The following is a 24828-nucleotide window of genomic DNA, read 5'->3' on the forward strand; positions in this document are numbered from 1 at the left end:
ACGACGGCCCGACACGGCGGCGTTGGCCGAGTCATGGGCGGTCAGCTCACATGTGGCGGCCAGTATATCAGCAAGAAAACCGCTTGCGATCGGCAATATTCACCATTATTCACCATTTGAAAGGAGGATTGTTATGGCTCACCTCAGCCATGTTATCAGTACGTTTATCACCACCGAAAAACAGGCTTTGACACTGTCACTGTTTGGTTGCATCAGCTTCGCCATCTTCGGGATCGGTTATGGTCTGTTCGCCGGTTCCAACGCCATCATGCTCGATGGCATCTTCACCCTGTTCAGCATGGGCATGACGGGCTTAGGATTAGTCACCGCCTACCTGGTCACACGTCCCTCCGACGATCGCTTTCAGTACGGCTACGCCCACTTTGAGCCCATCACCAACGTCATCAACGGCACCATCATACTGCTGCTCTGCCTCGGCGCGCTTTATAGCGGCATCACCTCCTTGCTGGAGGGAGGACGAGAGATAGACCTCGGCCACGCCCTCATCTACGCCGCCGTCTGCACTTTCTTCTGCGCCATCATCTACCACGTCGAGGCGGCGGTTGCCGAACGGGTCAACTCCGAACTGGTGCGCGTCGACTCCAAGGAGTGGCTGGTCGATACCCTGCTCAGTGCTACCCTGCTCATCGGTTTCGTGGTCGCCATCGGCCTGGACGCCATCGGTTACGGCCACTACAACCGCTACATTGACCCCATACTGGTCACCCTGCTTGCCCTGTGCGCCACCCTGATCCCCATCAAGGTACTGGGCCGCAACTTGCGGGAGGTGCTCAAAGTAGCTCCCAAAGGAGATGTGCCACGGCGGGTCGCGCGCGAAATCGAGGCCCTGCGCCAGCGCTACGGGTTCGAGTGCCACAGTCATCTGGCGAAAAGCGGCCGCCGCTTCGATCTCGAGCTCAACATCCTGGTGGCCCCGGATCAGGAGTGGCCTGTCGAGCGCCAGGATGCCCTGCGCCAGGAGCTCTGGTCCCGCCTCGGCGACACCCTGGGGGACGCCTGGCTGTCGGTCTGCTTCACCCGCGAAAAGCGCTGGCTGTAAAGACTGGTTGTAATTAACTGCACGCAACGCGGGGCCCTGCCCCGCGTCCAGACCGCTTCCTACCTGTATCGCCGTCCATGCCACCAACCTCAACACGGCGCCATTTCCCTCTCCCTCAGCTTGCCGGCTCCCGTCGCGCACTCAATACCCAGCGCGGGCCTATCTTCTGCATCACATTTACCCAACTTGGTATGATTTAATAAAAACCAGATAAACGAAAAATATTTACCTTGCTGCGACAATCAATCACCGCTATCCGTATTGCAAATAAAAAGTGATTGCCAAAATTACGTTTCGCAGCTATTTATTGCTTCATGATGATTTGGCTCACCACTACTCCCAATGGAATTAATACTCGCCTGACAACCATCAATAACCTGTTATTAAACCTTCAAAGGCAAACCCCATGAGAAAGACTTTTATCACACTGGCGGCATTGTTCGTGGCTGGCTCTGCCAGTGCTGCCATTCCTCAGTTGAACTACCAGTGTCCAGGCCAGATCGAACTGCACGCCGATGCTGGCGGCCCCGTTTACATCAATGGCAAAGAAGCCAAGCTCAAAAAATACAGCGATGACTTCTATGAGGCCAAGGGCGGCGGCGTCACCCTCTCCATCAGCAAGACAGGCACCCAGTATGATGTCTCCTATACCAGCAAGCAGGGCTCTGGCATCTGCCAACCGGCTCAAGCTGCAGGGAAAGCCGCCCCAGCCAATAAAGCTAAAGCCAGCGCTGCCGAGAGCGCCTGTCTGAAGGCCGTAGCAAGCAAGACTGGGACAGCCGTCAGCAAACTCAATGTGCTTGAGGTACTGGACTCAGAGGCTGGGGTGGGCGTCACTATTGAAGTACCAGGTGCCCAGGCGCCCTGGTCCTGCCTGAGTGACAAACAAGGTCATGTTCAGGGTGCAGCCTATACCGGCTCCTAAGCAAGATTCGGCTCCGAAGTGTCAGGCGGATACGCAGCATCAAGCTGGTTTAATAGCAAAGATGGGAGGCAATGCCTCCCATCTTTCATTTCCCGCCCGCCAGGGCGGGCATATAATTAATCGAAAAATATTATTATACATTTAAATAAATTCGTTCGCTTTATTGATGTAGAACAACACCACCTATTCCACAGTCTGTATTTGACAGATCGATATTAAAACTCCCGACGTGAACATAGTGTTAAATTAAACGCAGCCTGGTTCGTTATATCAGAGTATGTCCATATAAATAGCTTGCCCCCCTTCCATTCAGATCAGGAAAGAATCCGTCGCCTCCCTGAGGCCGTCAGCTCCGACTCTTTCCCTGATCACATTGTTGACATAAATGCAGCACTCTTTTGAGAATACCTGGGTTTATCTCAATGATATGTCTCGCTAGAGTGACTTCATCAACCCGATGAGGACACCCAGATGAGCCATGATCCCCTGTTCTGCCCGCTGCGCCTCGGCCAGCTTCACCTCAACAACCGTATCGTCATGCCCCCCATGACCCGTTCCCGCGCCAGCCAGCCCGGCGATGCGGCCAACGCCATGATGGCAACCTATTATGCCCAGCGCGCCGAGGCCGGTCTCATCATCAGTGAAGGTACCCAAGTCGACTCCATGGGCAAGGGCTACGCCTGGACGCCGGGTATCCACAGTGCCGAGCAGGTGGCCGGATGGAAACTGGTCACCGACGCCGTCCACGCCAAGGGCGGGGTCATGTTCGCCCAGCTCTGGCACGTGGGCCGGGTCACGCACCCCGATAACCTCGGTGGCGCCCAACCCATCTCCTCGTCAGCCATCAAGGCCGCTGGGGTCAAGGTGTTTGTCGATAACGGCAGCGATGCGCCAGGCTTTGTGGAGACGACGACCCCGCGAGCCATGACTCAGGAAGACATAGATACCGTGGTCGGCCAGTTCCGCCAGGCGGCCCGCAACGCCATGCTGGCCGGCTTTGACGGCATAGAGTTGCACGCCGCCAACGGCTATCTCATCAACCAGTTCCTCGACTCCGAGTCCAACACCCGCACCGACAACTACGGTGGCTCGCTGGAAAATCGCCTGCGCTTCCTCAAGGAGGTGACACAAGCGGTCAGCAGCGAAATCGGGGCCGATCGGGTCGGCGTGCGCCTCGCCCCGCTGACCACTCTCAACGGCACTGTGGATGCCAACCCGGAGCAGACCTATCTGGCCGCCGCAACCTTGCTGGCTGAGCTCAACGTCACCTATTTGCATATCGCCGAAGCGGACTGGGACGATGCGCCCCTGATGCCGGAAAACTTCAAGCAGGGACTGCGTGCGGCCTTCCCCAACACCCTCATCTATGCGGGCAAGTATGATGGCGAGCGGGCACGGGCTGCCCTCCAGGCCGGTTGGGCAGACATGATTGGCTTTGGTCGCCCCTTCGTGGCCAACCCGGATCTGCCCAACCGGTTGCGGCACGGTTATCCGTTCGCCCCCCACGATCCGGCCACCCTGTTTGGTGGTAGCGAGCGCGGCCTCACCGACTACCCCGTCTACCAGCCGCAGACAGAGCAGCAGCTCGCTTAACCCCCCTCACACACAAGAAGGCCCCGCAGGGCCTTCTTGTGATATTGCTCTCTTCTGCCCTCCTTAGGGCTCAGCTCAGACTGACCCCCTGACAGGCGGCATAACCCAGAATGCTGCGGGTCAGCCTCGCCTTGGCCTCCAGATTGAGCCAGCTCGCCTCCACCGCGTTGAGGCTCAGGCGACACAACTGCTCGCGGCTGGCACCAAGCTCCGCCACCAGAGCACGCATATTCGCCGCCATATATCCCCCGAAGTAGGCAGGATCGTCAGAGTTGATGGTGACGCAGAGTCCCTGTTCGAGCAGCGTCAACACAGTGTGATCCGCCATGGTGGGGAAGACCCTGAGTCGCACATTGGAGAGCGGACAGACGGTAAGCGGCAGCCGGGTATCGGCCAGGAAGCGCAACAGGTCGGGATCCTCGGAGCAGCGAACCCCGTGGTCGATACGCCGCACCCCGAGTTGACGAATCGCCTGCCAGATGTAGTCGGCCGGCCCCTCCTCCCCGGCATGGGCCACCAGCGGCAGGCCCAGCGCCTTGGCGCGGGCAAACAGACGGGTGAACTGCTCCGGTGGATAACCCAACTCGGAAGAGTCCAGTCCGATGCCGTGGATCCGATCCAGCCAGGGCTCGGTCCGGGCCAGGGCGGTCAGAGCAGCGTCTTCCCCAAGGTGGCGCAGAAAACTCATGATGAGCCGAAAACTGATCCCCAAATCCCGCTCGCCTTGCCGCAGCGCGGCCTCTATCCCCGCCAGCACAGTCTCAAAGGGGATGCCCCTGCTGGTGTGGGCCTGGGGATCGAAGAAGACCTCCACATGCACCACCTGCTCGCTCGCACAGCGCTCTAGATAGGCCCAGGTGAGATCGAAGAAATCCTGTTCCTGGCGCAAGACATTGCAGCCCTGATAGTAGAGATCGAGGAAGGACTGCAAGCAGTCGAATTGATAGGCGGCCGTCAGGGTGGCCGCATCGGCCCAGGGCAGGGTCAAGCCATTGCGCTCGGCCAGATGCAGCATCAAGGCAGGCTCCAGCGTGCCTTCCAGGTGCAGATGCAGTTCCAGCTTGGGCAAACCTGCGATGAAGTCATCCATGATGTCGCTCCCTTGAGTTAAGTACTGGTACACCCGGTTTCATTAGGTGCCATGGCTGTCGGGCCAAACCGCAGATAGCAGCGGACACGCCTTGGCGCAATTGCTGTCACACCTTGTCATCAAAGGGGCATATAATGGCGACACAAAAAAGATAACCAATTGAAGACATGCAAGAATGTCTGCGTCTCGTCTCTGCCCCTGCAAGGAGTTTACATGAAGAAAAACGTCATCTGTGACATCGACGGCGTCATATTGCACAACAACGATCTTATCCCGGGTGCCGATCACTTCGTCCATCGCCTGCTGGAGCAGGGCAGCAAGCTCTTGTTCCTCACCAACTATCCGGCCCAGACCCAGAAAGATCTGCAAAATCGCTTCCGATCCGCCGGAATAGAAGTGCCCGAAGAGAGCTTCTATACCTCCGCCATGGGCACGGCCGATTTCCTCCGGCGCCAGGACGGCAAGAAGGCCTACGTGATAGGCGAAGGGGCCCTGACCCATGAGCTGTACAAGGCAGGCTTCACCATCACCGACATAGACCCCGACTTCGTGGTGGTCGGGGAAACCCGCAACTACAACTGGTCCATGATGCAGCTGGGGGCCAAATTCGTGGCGCAGGGCGCCCGCTTCATCGCCACCAACCCCGACACTCATGGCCCCATGATGTACCCGGCCTGCGGCGCCCTCTGCGCTCCCATCGAGCGCATGACCGGCAAGAAGCCCTTCTATGTCGGCAAGCCGAGTGCCTGGATCATCCGCGCCGCACTCAACCGGATGGAAGCCCATTCGGACAACACCATCATCATCGGCGACAACCTGCGTACCGACATCCTGGCTGGTTTCCAGGCGGGTCTTGAAACCGTACTGGTCCTGTCTGGGGTCAGCAAGGTGGCTGACATCGATCAGATGCCCTTTAGTCCCAACCACATCTTCAACTCCGTGGTCGACATCGACATCGTCTGAGGCAGTTAGCGGCGACTCTGCTGGCCGTCCCAACCCCAGGATCACGTGTTAAGGGCCCGCGCCCGGAAAATGGTAATTGTATGGAACCTGTACTGATCGCCGTGGCCTTCGCCTGCGGCATGTTGGTCAACCTGATTGGCCTGCCCCCCCTTCTCGGCTTTCTCGCCGCCGGCTTCATCCTCAACGGCATGGGCTATGAAAATACCCCGGCCCTGAGCGAGATGGCAGATCTCGGGGTCACGCTGCTGCTGTTTACCATAGGGCTCAAGCTGGATGTGCGTACCCTGCTGCGCCGCGATGTCTGGGGTACCGCCAGCCTGCACATACTGCTCTCGACCCTGTTGTTCACCCTGGTACTGCTGGTCTGCAAGGGGCTTGGCATGGCACTGGCCATGTCCCTTGGCTGGCAGCTCGCCGTGCTGCTGGGCTTTGCCCTGTCGTTCTCCAGCACGGTATTCGCGGTCAAGGTGCTCGAGGAGCGCAGTGACATGAATGCTCTCTATGCTCGCCTGGCCATCGGCGTGCTGGTGATGCAGGACATCTTCGCCGTGGCCTTTCTCGCCATCTCCAGTGGCAAGCTGCCGAGTATCTGGGCGCTCTGGATACTTGGTCTGCCTCTGCTGCGCCCTCTGCTCGGCAAGTTGCTGGAGCGGGCCGGCCATGGGGAGTTGCAGGTGCTGCTCGGCATCTTCCTGGCTCTGGTGCTGGGTGCTGCCGGTTTCGAGGCGGTGGGACTCAAACCCGATCTGGGGGCGCTGATCATCGGCATGATGCTGGCCTCCCATCCAGCCGCCGCGGGCCTTGCCAAGGCGCTGTTCAACTTAAAAGACCTCTTCCTCATCTGTTTCTTCCTGACCATAGGGCTCAACGGCCTGCCGACTCAGGATGCCATGTGGATAACCCTGGCCCTGGTGCTGGCTCTGCCGTTCAAGAGCGTCCTCTACTACCTGGTCTACAGCGGTGCCCACTTGAGGGTGCGTACCGTGCTGCTCTCTACCCTGGCGCTGACCAACTTCTCCGAGTTCGGCCTTATCGTGGCCGCCATCGCCGCCAAGGCGGGCTGGCTCTCCCATGAGTGGCTGATTGCGCTGTCGTTGGCACTGGCAGCCAGCTTCATGATCTCGGCCCCCCTCAACAGCCAGAGTGAGCGCATCTATCACAGATTTGGCAACTGGCTGCGCGGCCTGCAGGCCCGGGAACTGCATCCGGAAGACAGGCCCATTGAGCTCGGCGACGCCGAGGTGATTATCCTCGGCATGGGTCGCATCGGTCAGGGTGCCTACTTCGAGCTGGAACACAAGTACGGCCCCGTCATCCTGGGAGTGGAGAATGACGCGAGCAAGCTGCCGGCCCTGCGTGAGCGCAACATGAACGTGATCGAGGGCGACGCAACCGATACCGACTTTTGGGACAAGGTGCTGATCTCCAACCAGATCAATCTGGTATTGCTCGCCATGCCCCACCATTCGGGCAACCTCTATGCCATCGAGAAGTTGCGCAGCCATGGCTTTACCGGCCAGATAGCCGCCATAGTCCGCTTCGAGGACGATATCGAGTCTTTGCGCGAACAGGGGGTGGATGCGGTGTTCAACGTCTATGACGAGGCCGGCAGCGGCTTCGCCCGCCATGTCATCAAGGGGCTGAAAGGGCCTGAGGATCTTGGCAAGGCGCGCTCAATCGTTTAGCTTATTTATCCATTCGTTAAATAAAACAAACAAAACAGGGACCATGATGGTCCCTGTTGGCCACCGCCATCGCTCCAAATCTGCCAAGGAGGCACAATGCTGACCCTCGCTCTATCCAGACACTCTGCCAATAGCTGTGCCATGCAGCCCCTCGCTCAACCTGAACAGGTTGCCAATGCGTGTGCCATGCAAGCCCGCACTCAGCCTCAATCCCCTGCCAAGGGGGTTTCATGCTGAGCCTGAAAGATTGGACCCTGCTCGAGCGCCAGACGGTCACCCCCTCCCCTCTCACCCCGCCAGCAGAGAGGGTCAAGGCAGGCAACCCCGCACAGACGGTCTGGAACCACTACTCGGATCCTAGCCAGCAGTTTCATGTCGGCTTCTGGTCCTGCGAACCGGGCCGCTGGGCCGTTCACTATACCGAGCATGAATATTGCCAGCTGATTGAGGGAGAGGTGTGCATCCACGACGCCCTGGGCGCGCAACTGCGCCTCTCCCCGGGAGATCAGTTCGTCATTCCGGCAGGCTTCATCGGCGAGTGGGAGACCCTTACCCCTTGCCGCAAGCTCTATGTGATCTTCGAGCCCGGTGCCGGGTCCAATGATGGATCCCCCTCTCAATAAGCAAGAGGCGGGCTGGCATCAGGCAGCGGCACATCCAGCAGAATGACGCCAGCGTCAACAGGGTTGACGTCAAGGTCAGGGGCGCTGTTCGCATCAAAAGCGGCCAGAGCCCTGATTTTGTGCGGAGTTGCCGCTTGCAAAAGGTTTTTGCGCTAGGCATTGTGAAGGCGAGGAATGTAAATGGAATTTCGAGCCCAAACGTGGGGGGCTCAATAAAATTAAAGAGGATTTACATCAATGTGTTCAATATTCGGCATTCTGGACATCAAGTCTGACGCGGCCAGCTTGCGCAAGTCGGCGCTTGAGATGTCCAAGCGACTACGTCATCGCGGACCCGACTGGTCCGGCGTCTACAGCTCAGACAAGGCCATACTGGTCCACGAGCGGCTGGCCATCGTTGATCCGGGCAATGGCGCCCAACCCCTCTACAACCCGGAGCGCAGCCACGTACTGGCCGTCAACGGCGAGATCTACAACCACAAGGAGCTGGAACAAGAGCTCAAGGTGGACTTCCAGTTTCAGACCAAGTCTGACTGTGAGGTATTGCTCGCGCTCTACAAGGAGAAAGGCCCCGCCTTCCTGGATGATCTCAACGGTATCTTCGCCTTCATCCTCTATGACGCCGAGCAGGATGCCTACCTGATTGGTCGCGACCACATGGGGATCATCCCCCTCTATACCGGCCGTGACGAGCATGGCAACTTCTATGTCGCTTCAGAGATGAAAGCCCTGGTGCCGGTGTGCAAGAGCGTGGAAGAGTTCCCCCCCGGACACTATCTGTGGAGCAAAGATGGCAAGCTGACCCACTACTATCAGCGCGATTGGCGCGAGTTTGACGTCGTCAAGGACAATCCGGCCTCGGTAGAGGAGTTGCGCGCCGCCCTGGAAGCTGCCGTCAAGCGCCAGCTGATGTGCGATGTGCCCTACGGCGTGCTGCTCTCCGGTGGTCTCGACTCTTCCGTCATCTCGGCAATCACCAAAATTTATGCCGCTCGTCGCATCGAAGACGATGGCAAGAGCGAGGCCTGGTGGCCCCAGCTGCACTCGTTCGCCGTCGGACTGGAAGGTTCACCTGACTTGGCTGCGGCCCAGAAGGTGGCCGATCACCTGGGCACCATTCATCATCAGATCCACTTCACGGTGCAAGAGGGGCTCGATGCCCTGCGCGACGTCATCTATCACCTCGAGACCTATGACGTCACCACCATCCGCGCCTCGACCCCCATGTATCTGATGGCACGTTACATCAAGGCGATGGGCATCAAGATGGTGCTCTCGGGAGAGGGCTCAGACGAGTTGTTTGGCGGTTACCTCTACTTCCACAAGGCACCGAGCGCCAAAGATTTCCATGAAGAGACGGTCCGCAAGCTCGATGCGTTGCACCTCTATGATTGCCTGCGTGCCAACAAGTCCATGGCAGCCTGGGGCGTGGAGGGTCGTGTGCCTTTCCTCGACAAGGAGTTCATGGACGTGGCAATGCGTATCAATCCTGCCGCCAAGATGTGTGGCAACGGCAAGATAGAGAAACACATCTTGCGCCAGGCATTCGAGGAGCTGCTGCCCCACGAAGTGGCCTGGCGTCAGAAAGAGCAGTTCTCAGACGGCGTGGGTTACTCCTGGATAGACAGTCTGAAAGCCATGGTCGAGGTCGAAGTGACGGATCAGATGTTCGAGGCGGCCGCTTACCGCTTCCCCATCAATACCCCGCTCACCAAGGAGGCCTATTACTACCGCAGCATCTTCGAGGAGCACTTCCCCCTTGAATCCGCCGCACGCTGTGTGCCTTACGGCAAATCGGTCGCCTGCTCCACCCCGACCGCGCTGGAGTGGGATGCCAAGTTCAAGGAGATGGCCGATCCGTCCGGTCGCGCCGTACTGGATGTGCATCAGCAGGCGTACTAAGCCGACACCCGCCAGTTTCCCCTAATGAAAAAGCGCAGCCCAAGCTGCGCTTTTTGTTATCGGTTGTCTGCTATGGGTTCGTGCTATCGATTGCAATCCATAACACTGCCTGCTCGGCTCGATTGCCGTTGATCCCTAGCGCCCCTGGCAATACTCGCTAAAGGCGTCGATCACCTCGGCCACGTCGTCGTCGGTAATCTGCAAATGGGTCACCAGTCGCATTTCGCCATAGCCGGAGAAGAGGATGCCGCGCTCCTTCATGAAGGCCAGCAGGGTGCTGCTCTCTCCTTGGGTGAGCTGCAAGAACAACATGTTGGTCTGCACCTGCCCGAGATCCAGCGCGATGCCGGGCAGCGCGGCCAGCCCCTCGGCCAGGCGGCGGGCCCGGCGATGGTCGTCTGCGAGACGCTCGAACTGGTGCTCCAGGGCAAACTGACCAGCAGCGGCCAGGAAACCGGCCTGACGCATACCGCCCCCTACCATCTTGCGCAACCGTCTGGCGCGCTGGATAAAGGCCCCATCCCCCACCAGCACGGATCCCACCGGTGCCCCCAATCCCTTGGACAGGCAGAGCGAGACACTGTCGAAGGGCGCCGCAAGCTCGGCAAGGGAGACGCCGCTCGCCACGGCGGCGTTGGCAACCCGGGCGCCATCCAGGTGCAACTTGAGACCATGCTCATCAACGAAATTACGGGCCTGATGCAGGTAATTCAGGGGCAGCACCTTGCCATTGTGGGTATTTTCAAGGCAGAGCAGCCGCGCCTGGGCGAAATGGGGATCATCGGGCTTGATTGCCTGTTTGAGATCGCTGAACGCCAGGGTGCCATCGGCTTGCATGGGCACGGAATTGAGCGCAACCGACCCCAGTACGGCACTGCCCATGGCTTCATAACGATAGATATGGGCGCCATTGCCAAGCAAGGCCTCTTCGCCACGCTGGCAGTGAGACAACACGCCAAGCAGGTTGGACATGGTGCCCGAGGGGACAAAGAGGGCAGCCTCTTTACCCAGGCGGCTGGCGGCATATTCCTCTAGGGCGTTGACGCCGGGGTCCTCACCGTAAACATCATCACCCACCTGGGCGTGCAGCATCACTTGACGCATGGCGTCCGTGGGTTGGGTTACCGTATCACTTCGTAGATCTATGTAGCGCATCCTGTCCCTCCAATGGCAAGAGCCTGACGTTAAGCCAGCTGAGCCCTGTTTGGCAAGGAGGATGACCGATGACAACTTGGCTAGGAGGGCAGAATACGACCATCGAGATCCTGTAGCTGCCCCGAGTCTGCCGGCCCCAATGTGCGGATGGCATCAAGCAGCCGTGGGGCTACATCGACCGGGTGGCGCACCATGTCGCCAGAGGGCATGACCAGGAGCGGTGCGCGCAAGGGGGTGTGCATGGGCCCCGGGTGCAGGGCCACCACGGCGGCCCGGGGGAAGCGCTCGCGCCACTCAAGCGCTAACGTCTTGACGCCCATGTTGAGAGCCGCCTTGCTCATCCGGTAGCTATAGTGCTCTCCCGTTACATTGGCGGTCAGGCTACCCTCGAGATCCGACAGGGTGATAAGCAGGCAATTGCTCCGGGTCGTCATGCGCTGGCTCAGGTAGGCGCCGAGGGCCAGGGTCGGCCAGGCATTGATGCGCACACTCTCGCACAACCAGAGGGGATCGACCTCCTCCACCTGACGCTCCGGCATGAAGCGCAGATCATGCAGCACCCCTATGGTGTTGATGATGACGCTCGGCAACTCGTCAAACAGGGTAAACAGGGCCTCGAACGCCAGGGGATCCACATCCAGCATGGGAAAGGTAGCGGCCGCCGCTATGCCCGGCGGCACATGGCGCCCTGCCAGAACGAAAGTTTCATTGCGCCGCGTCAGTTCAAGGGCCAGGGCAGACCCCAAGCCACCGCTTCCCAAGATAAGGTATCCCATTACCCACCCCTGTTCGCCGATTTCCCTTGGCTATCAAGGGTAACAGATATCGGCTGATGCGCCGTTCACGCCTCGTCCAGATGCTTGCCGAATTGGCGAGCCATGGCAAGATCGAGAAAGCCATCGGCCCGCTTGTGGCTGCGCAGGAACTGATAATAGGCGAGCAACCTGACCAGGGTATCCTCATCCGGCAGGATCATGGTCGCATCCTGCTCACAGCTCAACACCCGTGCCCCCTGCAGTGCCTGCCTGTCGACCACTTCGGCCTGGCGATAGAGGTAACCACAGCCGGTGGCCAGCCACTCCAGGGAGCAGTTGGCGGCCATGGCAATCTGGTTTGCCTTGGCAAAACCGGGCTCGGCGCCCTTGAGATACTTGCGGATGAGCGCCTCCCCCAGCCCCACTTTACGGGCGAAGGCGCTGACGCTCATCTCCCCCATCAGCTCGCGCAAGCGCGTGGCAAAGCCTTCCATATGACGCCTCCCGGTCAGAACCAAAGTACGAATTGCAACGGCCGCTATTATTGCCTTGCCGGGGCGCAGGGGCCAAGATAGGGCCAGCATTTATCCCAAGGAGAAGATCATGACAGTATCCCGCCTGGCCCTGCACCCCCAAGGGCCCGAATTCTCTCGCATCATCATGGGTTACTGGCGCCTGATGGAGTGGCAACTCGATCCGACCGCCCTGCGGGATCTCATCAAGTACCACCTGGATCTCGGGGTTACCACCATAGATCACGCCGATATCTATGGCGGCTATCAGTGTGAAGAGGCGTTCGGCAAGGCGCTGCGCCTCGAACCCTCCCTGCGCTCGCGCATGGAGCTGGTCAGCAAGTGCGGCATAGCGCTGACCGCCAAGCCTGAGCACGCCCTCAACCATTACAACACCAGCAAGGCGTACATCATTGCCAGCGCCGAGGCCTCTTTGCAAAAGCTGGCCACCGATCATCTGGACTTGTTGCTGATCCATCGCCCGGATCCCCTGATGAATGCCGACGAGGTGGCCGAGGCCTTCATCGCCCTCAAGCAGGCAGGCAAGATCAAGCACGCCGGCGTCTCCAACTTCACCGCCCGCCAGTTCGAGCTGCTGCAATCGCGCCTGCCTTTCCCGCTGGTGACCAATCAGCTGGAGATCTCCCCCCTCAACATGGATCTCACCCTGGATGGCACCCTGGACTTGTGTCAGCAGCTGCGCATCAGCCCCATGGCCTGGTCTTGCCTGGGAGGGGGAAGCCTGTTCCACGATGGCCGCTTTGAAAATCTTCGCCATGAACTGGAGCGGATCCGCGAAGAGTGCGGCGCCCAGACCATAGAGCAAGTGGTCTACGCCTGGGTAATGATGTTGCCAAGCCGGCCACTGCCCATCATCGGCTCGGGCAAGCGCGAGCGGATCGCCAACGCCGTTGCCTCGGAGGCAGTGCGCCTCGATCGCCAGCAGTGGTTCCGCATTCGCAAAGCGGCGCTGGGCTACGACGTGCCCTGAACCGCCTCGCAAGGCCGGGTCAGGTCAAGCACCAACAAAAACGGCATGGGGAAACCCATGCCGTTTTGCATTATCGAAGCACCTCAACGATGACGTTGCGGGCGACCACGTGGTGCATCTGTCTTCGGTTTGGCCTGATTGACCGTGATGGTTCGTCCACCTATCTCGGTGCCGTGCAGATCGGCGATCGCCTTCTCGGCTTCCCCGTTTACCGGCATTTCAATAAAACCGAATCCCTTGGACTGACCGGTATCGCGATCGATGATGATATCGACCTTTTCTACCTGTCCAAACTGGCTGAATACGGTTGTCAGTTCGTCGGCCGTCATCCGGTACGACAGATTTCCTACGTAAATCTTCATGCCATCCACTCTCGAGTCAGGGTGCCTTCTCTATGCAATCACCGACGCAGAAGCAAGGGCACAACCGCTACGCCGGACTGGCCAGGGCATCATGTCCTGGCACTCCCCGCCTGACCACTCAAGCCATTGATCTCTCGAGTAAGTCGGGCGGCAAGTTCAATTCGAGTAACAGGCAGTATCTGAGCTTAGCCCCAACTTGTCTAGAAATTAATCAGCCTGGTTCGACACCAATTTGGCCAATATTCGACCCAGTGCCGAGCGGCTGTGCCAGGCTCGTTTAAAGCCAAAGCGATAGATGCCGGGGCTTATCTCGTGGGCCGGCTCTCCCCCTAATCCCAACACCTCGGTCGCCTCATCGAGGTCATCCTGTGCCATAGCCAAGTCCAGACTGAAGGCGAGCCACTCCCCGTTATGGCCGACTCGCCGCTCACGGTCCACCTCGATCAGTGCCGCTCGTGAAACCGCCTTGGCCCTGTCTTGCGAACCGTTGATGAGGTAGAGATGCTCGGCATCCCAGGCAAGTTCCGCCATGCGCCAGGCTTGCCAGTGGCGGGGCACCAACATCATCAGCAACACTATGCCGCCGAAGATGACGCCTACCCAGGGCAAGAGTCCCATCTGGGGATAGCCTTGCCAGAGTGCTATCCCGACCGCCCCCAGGCTCAGCAACAGCAGGCCCACCATGACGGGATAGAAGCGCCCGGCCGGTGGCTGCAACCAGAAAATGCCATCCTTGCCGACCAGCTCACTCGCTTTCATCATCTTCTTCCTCTATTCAAATCCCCTTCGAGGGCCGCATTGTGGCAATAAGGCTGGCAATGATGCAAGGTCGTGGTCCGCACTGGCCCTGCCCCCCGCTCTATTGCTATGCTGGTGGCGCTCAAAAGGCACCCATTTTCCCGTTTTCCGAGAGGGCATTATGCTTATCGCCACCCTGCTCCTGCTGACCAGTACCCTGCAACCCGAGGCCATTGGCGGTTACGCCGGTGGCTGCCTGAAAAACGGCATGGCCCTGCCGCTGACCGGTCCTGGTTATCAGGTGATCCGTACCAAGCGACTGCGCTACTACGGCCACCCCGAACTCATTCATTACCTCGAGGGGCTGGCGAGCCAGACCAAGATGGCCGGTTTGCCGGATCTCTATATTGCCGATCTCGCCATGGCCCGTGGCGGCCCCTTCAGCTCGGGTCACCGCAGCCACCAGACCGGGCTCGATGCCGACATCTGGTTTCGAATGGCGAACAGACCTATCAGTCGCTGGGAACAGGATGCCCCCAAGGAGTGGGCGCTGATCGACGAGCCAAGCTACCGAACATTGCCGGGTCGCTTCGGTCCGCAGCAGCTGACCCTGCTGCGCCTCGCCGCCCAATCCCCCGATGTCACCCGGATCTTTATCAACCCCGTACTCAAGGCCGAAGTGTGCAAACGTGCGCCAAGCGAACCCTGGGTACAGAAACTCAGACCCTGGGTCGGTCATTACAGCCACTTCCATGTCCGGTTGCGTTGTCCCATAGGCAGCCCTGACTGCCTGCCTCAGGCCCCCATACCGCCGGGCAATGGCTGCGGCGCCGAACTCGCATCCTGGCTCAAGGACAAGCCGCAACTCCCCAAGACCTCGACCATCTACAGCAAGCTGCCGCAACTGCCTGGCCGTTGTGAGGGGTGAGTACAAGCTGTATGGTGTGCGAGTCAATTTTGAAAAATCACTGGAGAACAACAAGATGGCTACACGCATTTGGCGCCCCTTCAGTCGGGCCTTCCTGCTGCTTTCCCTGCTGCTGACCCTGACCGGTTGCGGCATGAATACGATCCCGACCCTGGACGAACAGGTCAAGGCGAGCTGGGGTCAAGTGGAGAACCAGTATCAGCGTCGCGCCGATCTGGTGCCGAATCTGGTCGCTACCGTCAAGGGCTATGCCAGCCATGAGCAGGAGACCCTCAAGGCGGTCACCGATGCCCGCGCCCGGGTCGGTAGCATACAGGTGAGCGATCCGGCCCAACTCAAACAGTTTGAGGCGGCCCAGAACCAGCTCAGCAGTGCCCTGTCGCGCCTCATGGTAGTGGTAGAACGCTACCCGGATTTGAAGGCGGATCAACAATTCCTCACCCTGCAAGCCCAGCTTGAGGGAACGGAGAACCGCATCTCGGTGGCCCGTCGCGACTACATAGAGGCGGTGCGCCAGTTCAATACCGAGCTGCGTACCTTCCCGGGGGTTATCTGGGCCAAGCTGCTTTATTCTGATCTCGAACCCAAGCCAAGCTTTAGCGCCAAGCCAGGTGCCGATGAAGCGCCCAAGGTCGCCTTCTAATGACCAGACTCACACGGCTGGGGCTGCTACTGCTCGGTGCCCTGCTCTCCTTCAACTTGCTGGCCGCCCCCCAGTTTCCCGCCCTGAGCGGGCGAGTGGTGGATGAGGCGCATCTGCTGAGCCCGGAGCAGGCTAATCGCCTCACTGGCGAGTTGGCCGCCTTCGAGCAGAAGAGCGGTGTCCAGCTGGTGGTCGTCTCCCTCACCAATCTGGATGGCAATACCATAGAGGAGTTCGGCTATCAGCTCGGACGCCACTGGGGCATTGGCCAGAAGGGCAAGAATAATGGGGTGCTGCTGATCATCTCCCCCGAAGATCGCAAGGTGCGTATCGAGGTCGGTTATGGCCTGGAGGGAGTGCTGCCCGATGCCATTGCCGCCAACATCATCCAGACCCGGATCCTGCCCGAATTTCGGCGGGGTGATATGGCCGCCGGTATTCTGGGCGGCAGCCAGGCCATCATGCAGGCCCTGGCAGGCGAGTATCAGGCCAAGGCCCCTCCCAAGAAGGACAAGGTCAACGGCCTGCTCATCTTCATCATCATGGTGATTGCCATGATAGTGCTGCACAACCTGCGCGGTGGTGGAGGGGGCGGTGGTGGCCGAGGCCGCAGAAGTGCCATCTACACCGCTGGCGGTTTCGGCGCCGGGCGGTCGAGTGGCGGTTTTGGCGGTGGCGGTTTCGGCGGCGGTGGTGGCAGCTTCGGCGGCGGTGGCGCCTCCGGCGGCTGGTGATCTAATGACTCTTAGGTAATGACATGATATCCAAACAGTTTTTTCACACACTGCAAGCCAGAGTCAAGCAGGCCGAGCAGGCCACCGACGCTGAACTGGTCACAGTGCTGGCGCCGGCCAGCGACAGCTATCGCTACATCCCCACGCTGTGGGCAGCCCTGCTGGCCATGCTCACTCCTCTGCTGGTGTTCGAGCTCGGTTTCTGGCTCGGCTGGTACGAGATACTGCTGACCCAGTGGGCGGTCTGGCTCGTCTTGACCCTGCTGTTTCACTGGACCCCCATCAAGATGCGGCTCATTCCCAAGCAGGTGCGCCGCCACCGGGCGGCGCTGATGGCGCGGTTGCAGTTTATCGAGCAAGGCTTGCACCGTACTCACGACAGACTGGGGGTGCTCATCTTCGTCTCGGTGGCGGAACACTATGTGGAGATCCTGGTCGATGACGGAGTCGCCAAACACATAGACAATGTCCAGTGGCAGGAGATCATCGACGACTTTACCGCCCGCATCCGCAAGGGCGAAGTCGAGCCGGGCTTTATTGAGTGTGTGACCCGCACCGGTGCCATATTGGCCGATGCCTTCCCTCCCACCAATGACAAGAACGAGCTGCCCGACAGTCTGATCATGCTGGACAAGCCATGAGACGATAAAAGCACCAATCTCGGCATAAAAGCTGTACAAACGGAAAATGATATGAAAAACAAGGGGGAAAAGGGTTGACCCGCCACCGGCTTTCCCCTAAATTACGCCCCGTTGTCGCGGCCAAGGCCATGAGCAATCCTGACGATTGAACAGGTAAAATAACAGTCGAAAATTTGGTGAGGTGTCCGAGTGGCTGAAGGAGCACGCCTGGAAAGTGTGTATACGGCAACGTATCGAGGGTTCGAATCCCTCCCTCACCGCCAAATTTAAAAAAAACCGACCTCAGGGTCGGTTTTTTGTTTTGCAGGCTCTCTCCATGGCGAAGTGTGCTGGGTATCGCCTATGTTCACAGCTCAGCCATATTTCCATCAGTACCTCACCCGATCGCAGAGCCCCTTACTCTAAACCCCAATGCTGAACAACTGTATCCCGCCTGTTCTCATCCCTGCGTCTCCCCTTCCCTGTTGCTGATGACCCTTGCTTCTGCCCCCACTGGCAACTGCTCACCTTATGTTTTTACGGCTCAGGCCAAAAAGGGTGACTTCTTATCCTGTGTTAGCTCTCAGTAATGGATCGTCAATTGGATATCATTTTGAAAAACTGATGGTTACATGACTACACTAGCGACACCTTAATGCAGAGGGACATGGATAGATGAGTCTGATCGGTTTGCTGTTAGCATTGATCGCCATATTGGGTGGCAACATGATCGAAGGTGGTCATCCCAGTGCCCTGCTCAATCTGCCCGCCTTCCTCATCGTGATCGGGGGCACTGTCGGTGCGGCTCTGACCCAGTTCCCTTTCTCCGTGGTAGCGAGAACCTTAAAACGCTTCAAATGGCTCATCACTCCCCTTCGCCTCGACATGCAGGAGCAGGCCCAACTGCTGGAAACCCTGGCAGGCAATGCGAGGCGCAGTGGCATGCTGGCGCTGGAAGCCATGACCGACGACATCAAGGATCCCTTCCTGAAAAAAGGTGTGCAGATGATGGTCGACGGTTACGAGAAGACCAAGATCCACGAGGTGCTGGAAAATGAGATCGAGTTCGAGCAGGAAGATCTCGAACAGACCGTCAAGTTTTATGAAGCCATGGGGGGTTACTGTCCAACCATGGGGATCGTCGGCGCCGTGTTCGGCCTGATCCATGCCATGGGTCTGCTGGATGCGCCAGACCAGCTTGGGGGGGCTATTGCGGTCGCCTTCATCGCAACGATTTACGGGGTGGGCGCCGCCAACCTTATCTTCCTGCCATTTGGCAACCGCTACAAAGGTTTTGCCCATCAGATCCGTCACTACAAGGAGATGACCCTGACCGGCATTCTTTGCATCCTGGACGGTGAATCACAGCAACGGCTGCAAGTGACTCTGGAGCCCTACCTCGGAGGCCACGATGGCCAAGAAGAAAAAGGCTGAATCTCCGGAAAACCATGAACGCTGGCTGGTATCCTATGCCGATTTCATGACACTGCTGTTTGCCTTGTTCGTGGTGCTCTACTCCTTCGCCATGACCAAGCAGTCGGAAACCCGGGTGCTGATCCAGGGACTCATTGAGTCGCTCGGCAAGATAGGGCTCATCTCTCCTCCCGCAGGCTCGCCGGTGATGCAGGGCGGCACCGGGATCCTCGAACCCGACACCAAAATCACACCGGGTGTTCCCCAAGAAGCTCCTATGTTGGAAACTCAGGCGCCAACAGCTGCTGCCGATCCCTTTAACGAAACCATTGGTGCCTCCAAGAACCCTGGCACGGCAGAGTCCTGGCCCCATAAGAGCAAGGAGCAGGAGTGGGTAGTCGTCACCAAGCAGAAACTGGATCAGCAGCTCAAGAGCCAGATTGAATCCAAGGAGCTGGAGGTGGAGCAACTCGGCAGTCAGCTGGTGATCCGCATCGGTGAAAAAACCCTGTTTCCTGCCGATTCGGCTTTTCTGCAACCCCAGTTCATTCCCCTGGTCAATAAGGTGTCCGATGTACTGGCGGATATCCCAGGCATGGTGGTAGTGACGGGTCACACAGATAACTCCCTGGCGCCGATTGAGCTATATCGCAACAACTGGGAATTGTCGGTCCTGCGGGCGGCATCCATCGTCCATACCCTGCTGACCAACCCGAAGATCGATGCCAAGCGAGTCGTTGCTCAAGGGGTTGCCGACACCCAGCCTCGCTTTGCCAATGACACCCTCGTGCACCGGCAAGCCAACCGGCGAGTCGAGATTACCCTCTCCCAAGGCAAGGCGGCCGAACGGGCCCTCCCCCTCCTCACACCCTGATGAGAAGCCCCTGCAATGCGGGGCTTTTTTATTTAGTTAGGCCATTTCTCCCACAACCCGGCCATACTTTTCGGCTTTTATGAACGATTAAAAACCATTCTCTGGCTAGAAGTTTGACTCCCGTAGCAAAAAGCAACATCTCCCTGGGCTGATTAATAAACAACCTGAACAATGACATATAAATCAGTATGAAAGTGCCATACTGCGTGACAGGGTTGTTGTCTCACATAATTAATTTTGTTAGGGAAAACCTATATGTTTGCTGATGTCGCTATCCAGCATTGGGCTTTTGCCGTCTATGTGGTTGCGGCCATTTGCCTCTGTCTGGCCATGATCGGATTGGCTGCCTTGTTGGGGGGGCGCGCCTACGGCAGGGCAAAAAACCAGCCTTTCGAATCAGGGATCGACTCTGTCGGCAGCGCCCGTCTACGTTTTTCCGCCAAGTTTTATCTGGTTGCCATGTTCTTCGTCATCTTTGACGTCGAGGCTCTCTATCTCTTCGCCTGGTCCGTCTCCGTCCGGGAGACTGGCTGGGTCGGTTTCATCGAAGCCGCCATCTTTATCACGCTGTTGCTGGTAGGCCTTGTCTACCTGTGGCGTATCGGCGCCCTCGACTGGGCCCCGAAGAAAACGGGCCTGACTGACAAGAAGCCAGACTGAATGACTGACTCTCCCTTTGAGGTTGCACCATGAAGTATGTCTTGACTCGAATTGACCCAGACGCGCCCGTTGAGCGTTACCCCCAGGAACAGCGCCAGACCGTGGATGATCCACTGGCGCAACAGGCGACCCGCGGCATCATGATGGGGCGGCTTGAGGAGGTGCTGCAAGACACGGTCAATTGGGGACGCAAGAACTCCCTCTGGCCATACAACTTCGGTATCTCCTGCTGTTACGTGGAGATGTGTACCGCCTTTACCTCTCCCCACGATGTGGCCCGCTTCGGAGCCGAAGTCATTCGAGCCTCGCCACGCCAGGCAGATTTCATGGTGATCGCCGGCACTCCCTTCATCAAGATGGCCCCCGTCATTCAGCGCCTCTATGAACAGCTGCTCGAGCCAAAATGGGTCATCTCCATGGGTGCCTGCGCCAACTCGGGTGGCATGTATGACATCTATTCCGTGGTGCAAGGGGTGGACAAGTTTCTGCCGGTCGACGTCTATATTCCCGGCTGCCCGCCTCGCCCCGAGGCCTTCTTGCAAGCCCTGATGTTGCTGCAAGACTCCATCGGCAAGGAGCGCCGCCCTCTCTCCTGGACCGTGGGCGATCAGGGGATCTACCGCCCCGAGATGCCAGCCGAGAAGGATCGAAAACGCGGCGAGCGGATAGCAGTCACCAATCTGCGCACGCCGGATGAGATCTGACCATGAAATTGACGCGAGATTTCCCCCGTAACGACACCATGGCCCAGTGGCAAACCGCCGATCACCAGGATACCCAAGTGGTCGGTGAACTCTTTGCCCATTTCGGTACTGAACGCTTCACGGTGCAGAGCACCCGGACCGGCGTGCCGGTGCTCTGGCTCTCCCGGGAATTATTGCAAGATGTCATCGGCTTCCTGCGCAAGATCCCCTCCCCCTTCGTGATGTTGTATGACTTGAGCGCCACGGATGAGCGGATGCGCAGCCATCGCGATGGTCTGCCCCAGAGCGATTTTACTGTCTTCTATCACCTTCTCTCCATCGACCGAAACGCCGATGTGATGCTCAAGGTGCCGCTCAAAGAGAGCGACCTGACGCTGCCGACCATCACGAACCAGTTCCCCAACGCCAACTGGTACGAACGGGAAGTCTGGGATCTGATGGGCATCGCCTTCGACGGTCACCCCCATCTTACCCGCATCATGATGCCCAAGAGCTGGCAGGGTCACCCGCTGCGCAAGGACTACCCGGCCCGGGCCACCGAGTTCGATCCCTTCATGCTCGATGCGGTCAAACAGGATCTGGAGCAGGACAACCTGCGGTTCAAGCCCGAAGAGTGGGGCATGAGCCGGGGCAATGAGCACGAGGACTACATGTTCTTGAACCTCGGCCCCAACCACCCCTCAGCACACGGCGCCTTCCGCCTGGTGCTGCAGCTCGACGGGGAAGAGATCCGCGACTGCGTGCCCGACATCGGCTATCACCACCGCGGTGCCGAGAAGATGGGCGAGCGCCAGTCCTGGCACAGCTACATCCCCTACACCGACAGGGTCGAGTACCTGGGCGGGGTGATGAACAACCTGCCCTATGTGCTGGCGGTCGAGAAGCTGGCAGGGATCACCGTACCCAACCGGGTCGACATGATCCGGGTGATGATGGCGGAGCTGTTCCGCATCCAGAGCCACCTGCTGTTCCTTGGGACCTACATCCAGGACGTGGGCGCCATGACGCCGGTCTTTTTCACCTTCACCGACCGCCAGAAGATCTACACCATCATCGAAGCCATCACGGGGGCGCGCATGCATCCGGCCTGGTTTCGCATCGGCGGCGTGGCCCATGATTTGCCAGTCGGCTGGGCACGACTCATCCAGGACAACCTGCTGAGCTGGCTGCCCAAGCGGCTGATGGAGTACGAGAAAGCGGCCATGCGTAACAGCATCCTGCGCGGCCGTACCATAGGCGTTGCCGCCTACACCACAACGCAGGCGTTGGCCTGGGGCACCACGGGCGCGGGTCTGCGGGCCACCGGCCTCAACTTCGATGTTCGCAAATGGCGCCCTTATTCCGGCTACGATCAGTTCGAATTCGAGGTGCCGGTGGGCAGCAACGGCGATGCCTACGACCGCGCCACGGTGCGCATCGAGGAGATCCGCCAGAGCTTGGCGATCATCACCCAGTGCATGAAGAACATGCCGGAAGGGCCCTTCAAGGCGGATCACCCCCTCACCACGCCGCCGCCCAAAGAGCGCACCCTGCAAGACATCGAGACCCTGATCACCCACTTCCTGCAAGTCTCCTGGGGGCCTGTGATGCCGGCCGCCGAGTCCTTCCAGATGATAGAGGCGACCAAGGGGATCAACAGCTACTACCTGACCAGCGACGGCTCCACCATGAGCTACCGGACCCGGATCCGCACCCCGAGCTTTGCTCACCTGCAACAGATCCCCTCGGTGATCCGTGGCCAGATGGTGTCGGACCTCATCGTCTACCTGGGCAGTATCGATTTCGTTATGTCGGATGTGGACCGTTGAGTAACGGCTGTTACCAAGACCCGTTACACGACAACAAGAACAAGCCACAAAAGGTTATGCCATGAGCCAGCAACGTCAGTGCCAGAACAGCCAGACACCAGAGGGACCGCGCCTATGCCAGGGGGGCGGGTTCACCCTGAGCCAGGCCGAACGCGATGCTATCGAACATGAGACGCACCACTACGAAGACGCCCGCGCCGCCAGCATAGAAGCGCTCAAAATTGTGCAGCAGGCGCGCGGCTGGGTACCGGACGGTGCCATTCACGCCATCGCTGCCGAGCTGGGCATCCCCGCCAGCGACGTGGAAGGGGTCGCCACTTTCTATAGCCAGATCTTCCGCCAGCCGGTCGGGCGTCACATCATCCGGATCTGTGACAGCATGGTCTGTTTCATCAACGGTCATGAACTGTTGCTGGCCGGTTTGCAAGAGGTGTTGAGCCTTGCTCCCGGCCAGACCTCGGCCGACGGCCGCTTCACCCTGCTGCCGGTCTGCTGCCTCGGTAACTGCGACAAGGGACCGGTGCTGATGATCGATGACGACACCTATGGCGGGCTTGATGCCATTGGTCTGCTGAAAACACTGGAGGCCTACCCATGAGCCTTGACTCGTGCCTCTCCCGTAGATCAGATACAAGCGGCCAGTTCAAGACCCTGGAGGGCAATCTATGTCCATGAGCCTGCAACCAAACAAGACTCTGGCCTCTTTTGGCACTGCCAATCGCACCCCCCGTGCCCCAGATACACATCCGCTCACCTGGCGATTGCGCGACGACGGCCAGCCGGTCTGGCTGGACGAATACCAGAGCAAGCAAGGCTACCATGCGGCCCGCAAAGCACTGAGTCAGATGAGCCCTCTTGACATCGTCGGCACCGTCAAGGACGCCGGCCTCAAGGGGCGCGGCGGCGCCGGTTTCTCCACCGGGGTGAAGTGGGGCCTGATGCCCAACGACGAGAGCATGAACATTCGTTACCTGCTCTGCAACGCCGACGAGATGGAGCCGAACACCTACAAAGACCGGCTGCTGATGGAGCAACTGCCCCATCTGCTGATCGAGGGGATGATCATCAGTGCCCGGGCCCTCAAGGCCTACCGTGGCTACATCTTCCTGCGTGGCGAATATGTCGATGCCGCCATCAACCTGCGCCGCGCGGTGGAAGAGGCCAAGGCCGCCAGCTTGCTCGGCAAGAACATCCTGGGCTCGGGCTTTGACTTCGAGCTGTTCGTCCATACCGGCGCAGGGCGTTACATCTGCGGTGAAGAGACTGCGCTCATCAATTCCCTGGAAGGACGGCGCGCCAACCCGCGCGCCAAGCCACCCTTCCCCGCCGTCAGCGGCATCTGGGGCAAGCCCACCTGCGTCAACAACGTCGAGACCCTGTGCAACGTGCCCGCCATCATCGGCAACGGTGTGGCCTGGTATCAGGGGATGGCGCTGCCAGGCTCGGAAGATCACGGTACCAAGCTGATGGGCTTCTCCGGCAAGGTGAATAACCCGGGTCTGTGGGAGCTGCCCTTTGGCATCACCGCCCGCGAGCTGTTCGAGCACTATGCCGGTGGCATGAAGCCAGGCTACCGTCTCAAGGCGTGGCAACCAGGGGGCGCCGGCACCGGCTTCCTGCTGCCCGAACACCTGGATGCCCAGATGTATGCCGGTGGCATCGGCAAGGTCGGTACCCGCATGGGCACAGGGCTCGCCATGGCGGTGGATGACAGCGTCAACATGGTCTCCCTGCTGCGCAACATGGAGGAGTTCTTCGCCCGCGAATCCTGCGGCTGGTGCACCCCTTGCCGCGATGGGCTGCCCTGGAGCGTCAAGCTGCTGCGCGCGCTGGAGCACGGCGAAGGTCAGCCCGGCGATCTCGCCACCCTGGAGCAACTGGTCAGTTTTCTGGGCCCGGGCAAGACCTTCTGCGCCCACGCCCCCGGCGCCGTCGAGCCCCTTGGCAGTGCCCTCAAGTATTTCAGAGCCGAGTTCGAGGCAGGTATCAAGGGGCCACAAGATAACCACACGCGGCTCAAAGGGATTCAACCCAATCTGCTGGGCGAACGCTGGTAACCCCCGGCTGAAGGCAAAGAGGCATTGTGCTGC

25 protein-coding genes and 1 tRNA gene are annotated in these 24828 nt (G+C 59.2%); 20 read left to right on the forward strand and 6 right to left on the reverse strand.

Features of this window, described 5'->3' with window-relative positions; all coding sequences use genetic code 11:
- Positions 1-133 precede the first annotated feature (133 nt).
- The 3 genes from ACSMDR_RS03255 (at position 134) to ACSMDR_RS03265 (ending at position 3578) form a co-directional block, all read left to right on the forward strand.
- The gene (locus ACSMDR_RS03255) at positions 134-1060 is read left to right on the forward strand and encodes a cation diffusion facilitator family transporter (RefSeq protein WP_436467006.1); all 927 of its coding nucleotides are present in this window, start codon (positions 134-136) and stop codon (positions 1058-1060) included.
- 406 nt (positions 1061-1466) lie between these two features.
- Positions 1467-1985: a hypothetical protein gene (locus tag ACSMDR_RS03260; RefSeq protein WP_436467007.1), complete on the forward strand. Its 519-nt coding sequence runs from the start codon at positions 1467-1469 to the stop codon at positions 1983-1985.
- A 471-nt stretch (positions 1986-2456) separates the two neighbouring features.
- Entirely contained in the window at positions 2457-3578 is a 1122-nt protein-coding gene (locus tag ACSMDR_RS03265) for an alkene reductase (RefSeq protein ID WP_436467008.1), read from the forward strand.
- A gap of 70 nt (positions 3579-3648) precedes the next feature.
- Here ACSMDR_RS03265 and ACSMDR_RS03270 read toward each other — a convergent pair whose 3' ends face one another.
- Positions 3649-4668 carry an adenosine deaminase gene (locus tag ACSMDR_RS03270; RefSeq protein ID WP_436467009.1) on the reverse strand — a complete coding sequence of 340 codons (1020 nt, stop codon included), beginning with the start codon at positions 4666-4668 and terminating at the stop codon, positions 3649-3651.
- Between the two features lie 213 nt (positions 4669-4881).
- Between ACSMDR_RS03270 and ACSMDR_RS03275 the strand changes: the two genes are divergently transcribed.
- The 4 genes from ACSMDR_RS03275 (at position 4882) to asnB (ending at position 9841) form a co-directional block, all read left to right on the forward strand.
- Positions 4882-5631 carry an HAD-IIA family hydrolase gene (locus ACSMDR_RS03275; RefSeq protein WP_005908109.1) on the forward strand — a complete coding sequence of 250 codons (750 nt, stop codon included), beginning with the start codon at positions 4882-4884 and terminating at the stop codon, positions 5629-5631.
- 80 nt (positions 5632-5711) lie between these two features.
- Positions 5712-7316: a cation:proton antiporter domain-containing protein gene (locus ACSMDR_RS03280; RefSeq protein WP_436467010.1), complete on the forward strand. Its 1605-nt coding sequence runs from the start codon at positions 5712-5714 to the stop codon at positions 7314-7316.
- 230 nt (positions 7317-7546) lie between these two features.
- Entirely contained in the window at positions 7547-7939 is a 393-nt protein-coding gene (locus tag ACSMDR_RS03285; RefSeq protein ID WP_436467011.1) for a cupin domain-containing protein, read from the forward strand.
- A gap of 237 nt (positions 7940-8176) precedes the next feature.
- Positions 8177-9841, forward strand: coding sequence for an asparagine synthase B (gene asnB / locus ACSMDR_RS03290; protein WP_436467012.1), 1665 nt, complete (start codon positions 8177-8179; stop codon positions 9839-9841).
- A 135-nt stretch (positions 9842-9976) separates the two neighbouring features.
- Here asnB and ltaE read toward each other — a convergent pair whose 3' ends face one another.
- The 3 genes from ltaE to ACSMDR_RS03305 form a co-directional block, all read right to left on the reverse strand.
- Entirely contained in the window at positions 9977-10996 is a 1020-nt protein-coding gene (ltaE, locus tag ACSMDR_RS03295) for a low-specificity L-threonine aldolase (protein ID WP_436467013.1), read from the reverse strand.
- Positions 10997-11076: 80 nt separating this feature from the next.
- Positions 11077-11772, reverse strand: coding sequence for an SDR family oxidoreductase (locus ACSMDR_RS03300; protein WP_436467014.1), 696 nt, complete (start codon positions 11770-11772; stop codon positions 11077-11079).
- A 65-nt stretch (positions 11773-11837) separates the two neighbouring features.
- Complete coding sequence (locus ACSMDR_RS03305) at positions 11838-12245, reverse strand: helix-turn-helix domain-containing protein (protein ID WP_436467015.1); 408 nt, start codon at positions 12243-12245, stop codon at positions 11838-11840.
- 109 nt (positions 12246-12354) lie between these two features.
- Between ACSMDR_RS03305 and ACSMDR_RS03310 the strand changes: the two genes are divergently transcribed.
- Positions 12355-13254: an aldo/keto reductase gene (locus ACSMDR_RS03310; RefSeq protein WP_436467016.1), complete on the forward strand. Its 900-nt coding sequence runs from the start codon at positions 12355-12357 to the stop codon at positions 13252-13254.
- An 83-nt stretch (positions 13255-13337) separates the two neighbouring features.
- Here the strand turns inward: ACSMDR_RS03310 and rbp are convergent, their stop codons facing one another.
- Both rbp and ACSMDR_RS03320 read right to left on the reverse strand, forming a co-directional pair.
- Positions 13338-13616: an RNA-binding regulator gene (rbp, locus tag ACSMDR_RS03315; RefSeq protein ID WP_083940371.1), complete on the reverse strand. Its 279-nt coding sequence runs from the start codon at positions 13614-13616 to the stop codon at positions 13338-13340.
- Positions 13617-13823: 207 nt separating this feature from the next.
- Positions 13824-14375 carry a hypothetical protein gene (locus ACSMDR_RS03320; protein ID WP_436468187.1) on the reverse strand — a complete coding sequence of 184 codons (552 nt, stop codon included), beginning with the start codon at positions 14373-14375 and terminating at the stop codon, positions 13824-13826.
- Positions 14376-14535: 160 nt separating this feature from the next.
- On the opposite strand from ACSMDR_RS03320, the gene mepA reads away from it, so the two are divergent.
- The 12 genes from mepA (at position 14536) to nuoF (ending at position 24795) form a co-directional block, all read left to right on the forward strand.
- On the forward strand, positions 14536-15282 hold the full coding sequence (gene mepA, locus ACSMDR_RS03325) for a penicillin-insensitive murein endopeptidase (RefSeq protein WP_005899395.1): 747 nt from the start codon (positions 14536-14538) through the stop codon (positions 15280-15282).
- A gap of 40 nt (positions 15283-15322) precedes the next feature.
- Positions 15323-15925, forward strand: a complete 603-nt coding sequence (locus ACSMDR_RS03330) for a LemA family protein (RefSeq protein WP_436468188.1) — start codon at positions 15323-15325, stop codon at positions 15923-15925.
- The gene (locus ACSMDR_RS03335; protein WP_436467017.1) at positions 15925-16659 is read left to right on the forward strand and encodes a TPM domain-containing protein; all 735 of its coding nucleotides are present in this window, start codon (positions 15925-15927) and stop codon (positions 16657-16659) included. Before ACSMDR_RS03330 ends, ACSMDR_RS03335 begins: the two co-directional genes overlap by 1 nt.
- Before the next feature lie 23 nt (positions 16660-16682).
- Positions 16683-17300: a TPM domain-containing protein gene (locus ACSMDR_RS03340; protein ID WP_005899402.1), complete on the forward strand. Its 618-nt coding sequence runs from the start codon at positions 16683-16685 to the stop codon at positions 17298-17300.
- Positions 17301-17475: 175 nt separating this feature from the next.
- A tRNA-Ser gene (locus tag ACSMDR_RS03345) sits at positions 17476-17563 on the forward strand.
- 391 nt (positions 17564-17954) lie between these two features.
- The gene (locus ACSMDR_RS03350) at positions 17955-18713 is read left to right on the forward strand and encodes a flagellar motor protein (protein WP_436467018.1); all 759 of its coding nucleotides are present in this window, start codon (positions 17955-17957) and stop codon (positions 18711-18713) included.
- Complete coding sequence (locus ACSMDR_RS03355) at positions 18691-19566, forward strand: flagellar motor protein MotB (protein WP_436467019.1); 876 nt, start codon at positions 18691-18693, stop codon at positions 19564-19566. Before ACSMDR_RS03350 ends, ACSMDR_RS03355 begins: the two co-directional genes overlap by 23 nt.
- Before the next feature lie 255 nt (positions 19567-19821).
- A complete protein-coding gene (locus ACSMDR_RS03360) occupies positions 19822-20226 on the forward strand; it encodes an NADH-quinone oxidoreductase subunit A (RefSeq protein WP_005899419.1) in 405 nt (134 codons plus the stop codon).
- A gap of 29 nt (positions 20227-20255) precedes the next feature.
- Complete coding sequence (locus ACSMDR_RS03365; protein ID WP_436467020.1) at positions 20256-20930, forward strand: NuoB/complex I 20 kDa subunit family protein; 675 nt, start codon at positions 20256-20258, stop codon at positions 20928-20930.
- A 2-nt stretch (positions 20931-20932) separates the two neighbouring features.
- Positions 20933-22738 (forward strand): NADH-quinone oxidoreductase subunit C/D, encoded by a 1806-nt coding sequence (gene nuoC, locus ACSMDR_RS03370; RefSeq protein ID WP_436467021.1) that lies wholly within the window; start codon positions 20933-20935, stop codon positions 22736-22738.
- Positions 22739-22799: 61 nt separating this feature from the next.
- On the forward strand, positions 22800-23336 hold the full coding sequence (nuoE, locus tag ACSMDR_RS03375; protein WP_436467022.1) for an NADH-quinone oxidoreductase subunit NuoE: 537 nt from the start codon (positions 22800-22802) through the stop codon (positions 23334-23336).
- A gap of 73 nt (positions 23337-23409) precedes the next feature.
- A complete protein-coding gene (gene nuoF / locus ACSMDR_RS03380; protein WP_436467023.1) occupies positions 23410-24795 on the forward strand; it encodes an NADH-quinone oxidoreductase subunit NuoF in 1386 nt (461 codons plus the stop codon).
- Positions 24796-24828 lie beyond the last annotated feature (33 nt).

It is taken from the genome of Aeromonas molluscorum, assembly GCF_051376105.1.
GTDB lineage: Bacteria > Pseudomonadota > Gammaproteobacteria > Enterobacterales > Aeromonadaceae > Aeromonas > Aeromonas molluscorum.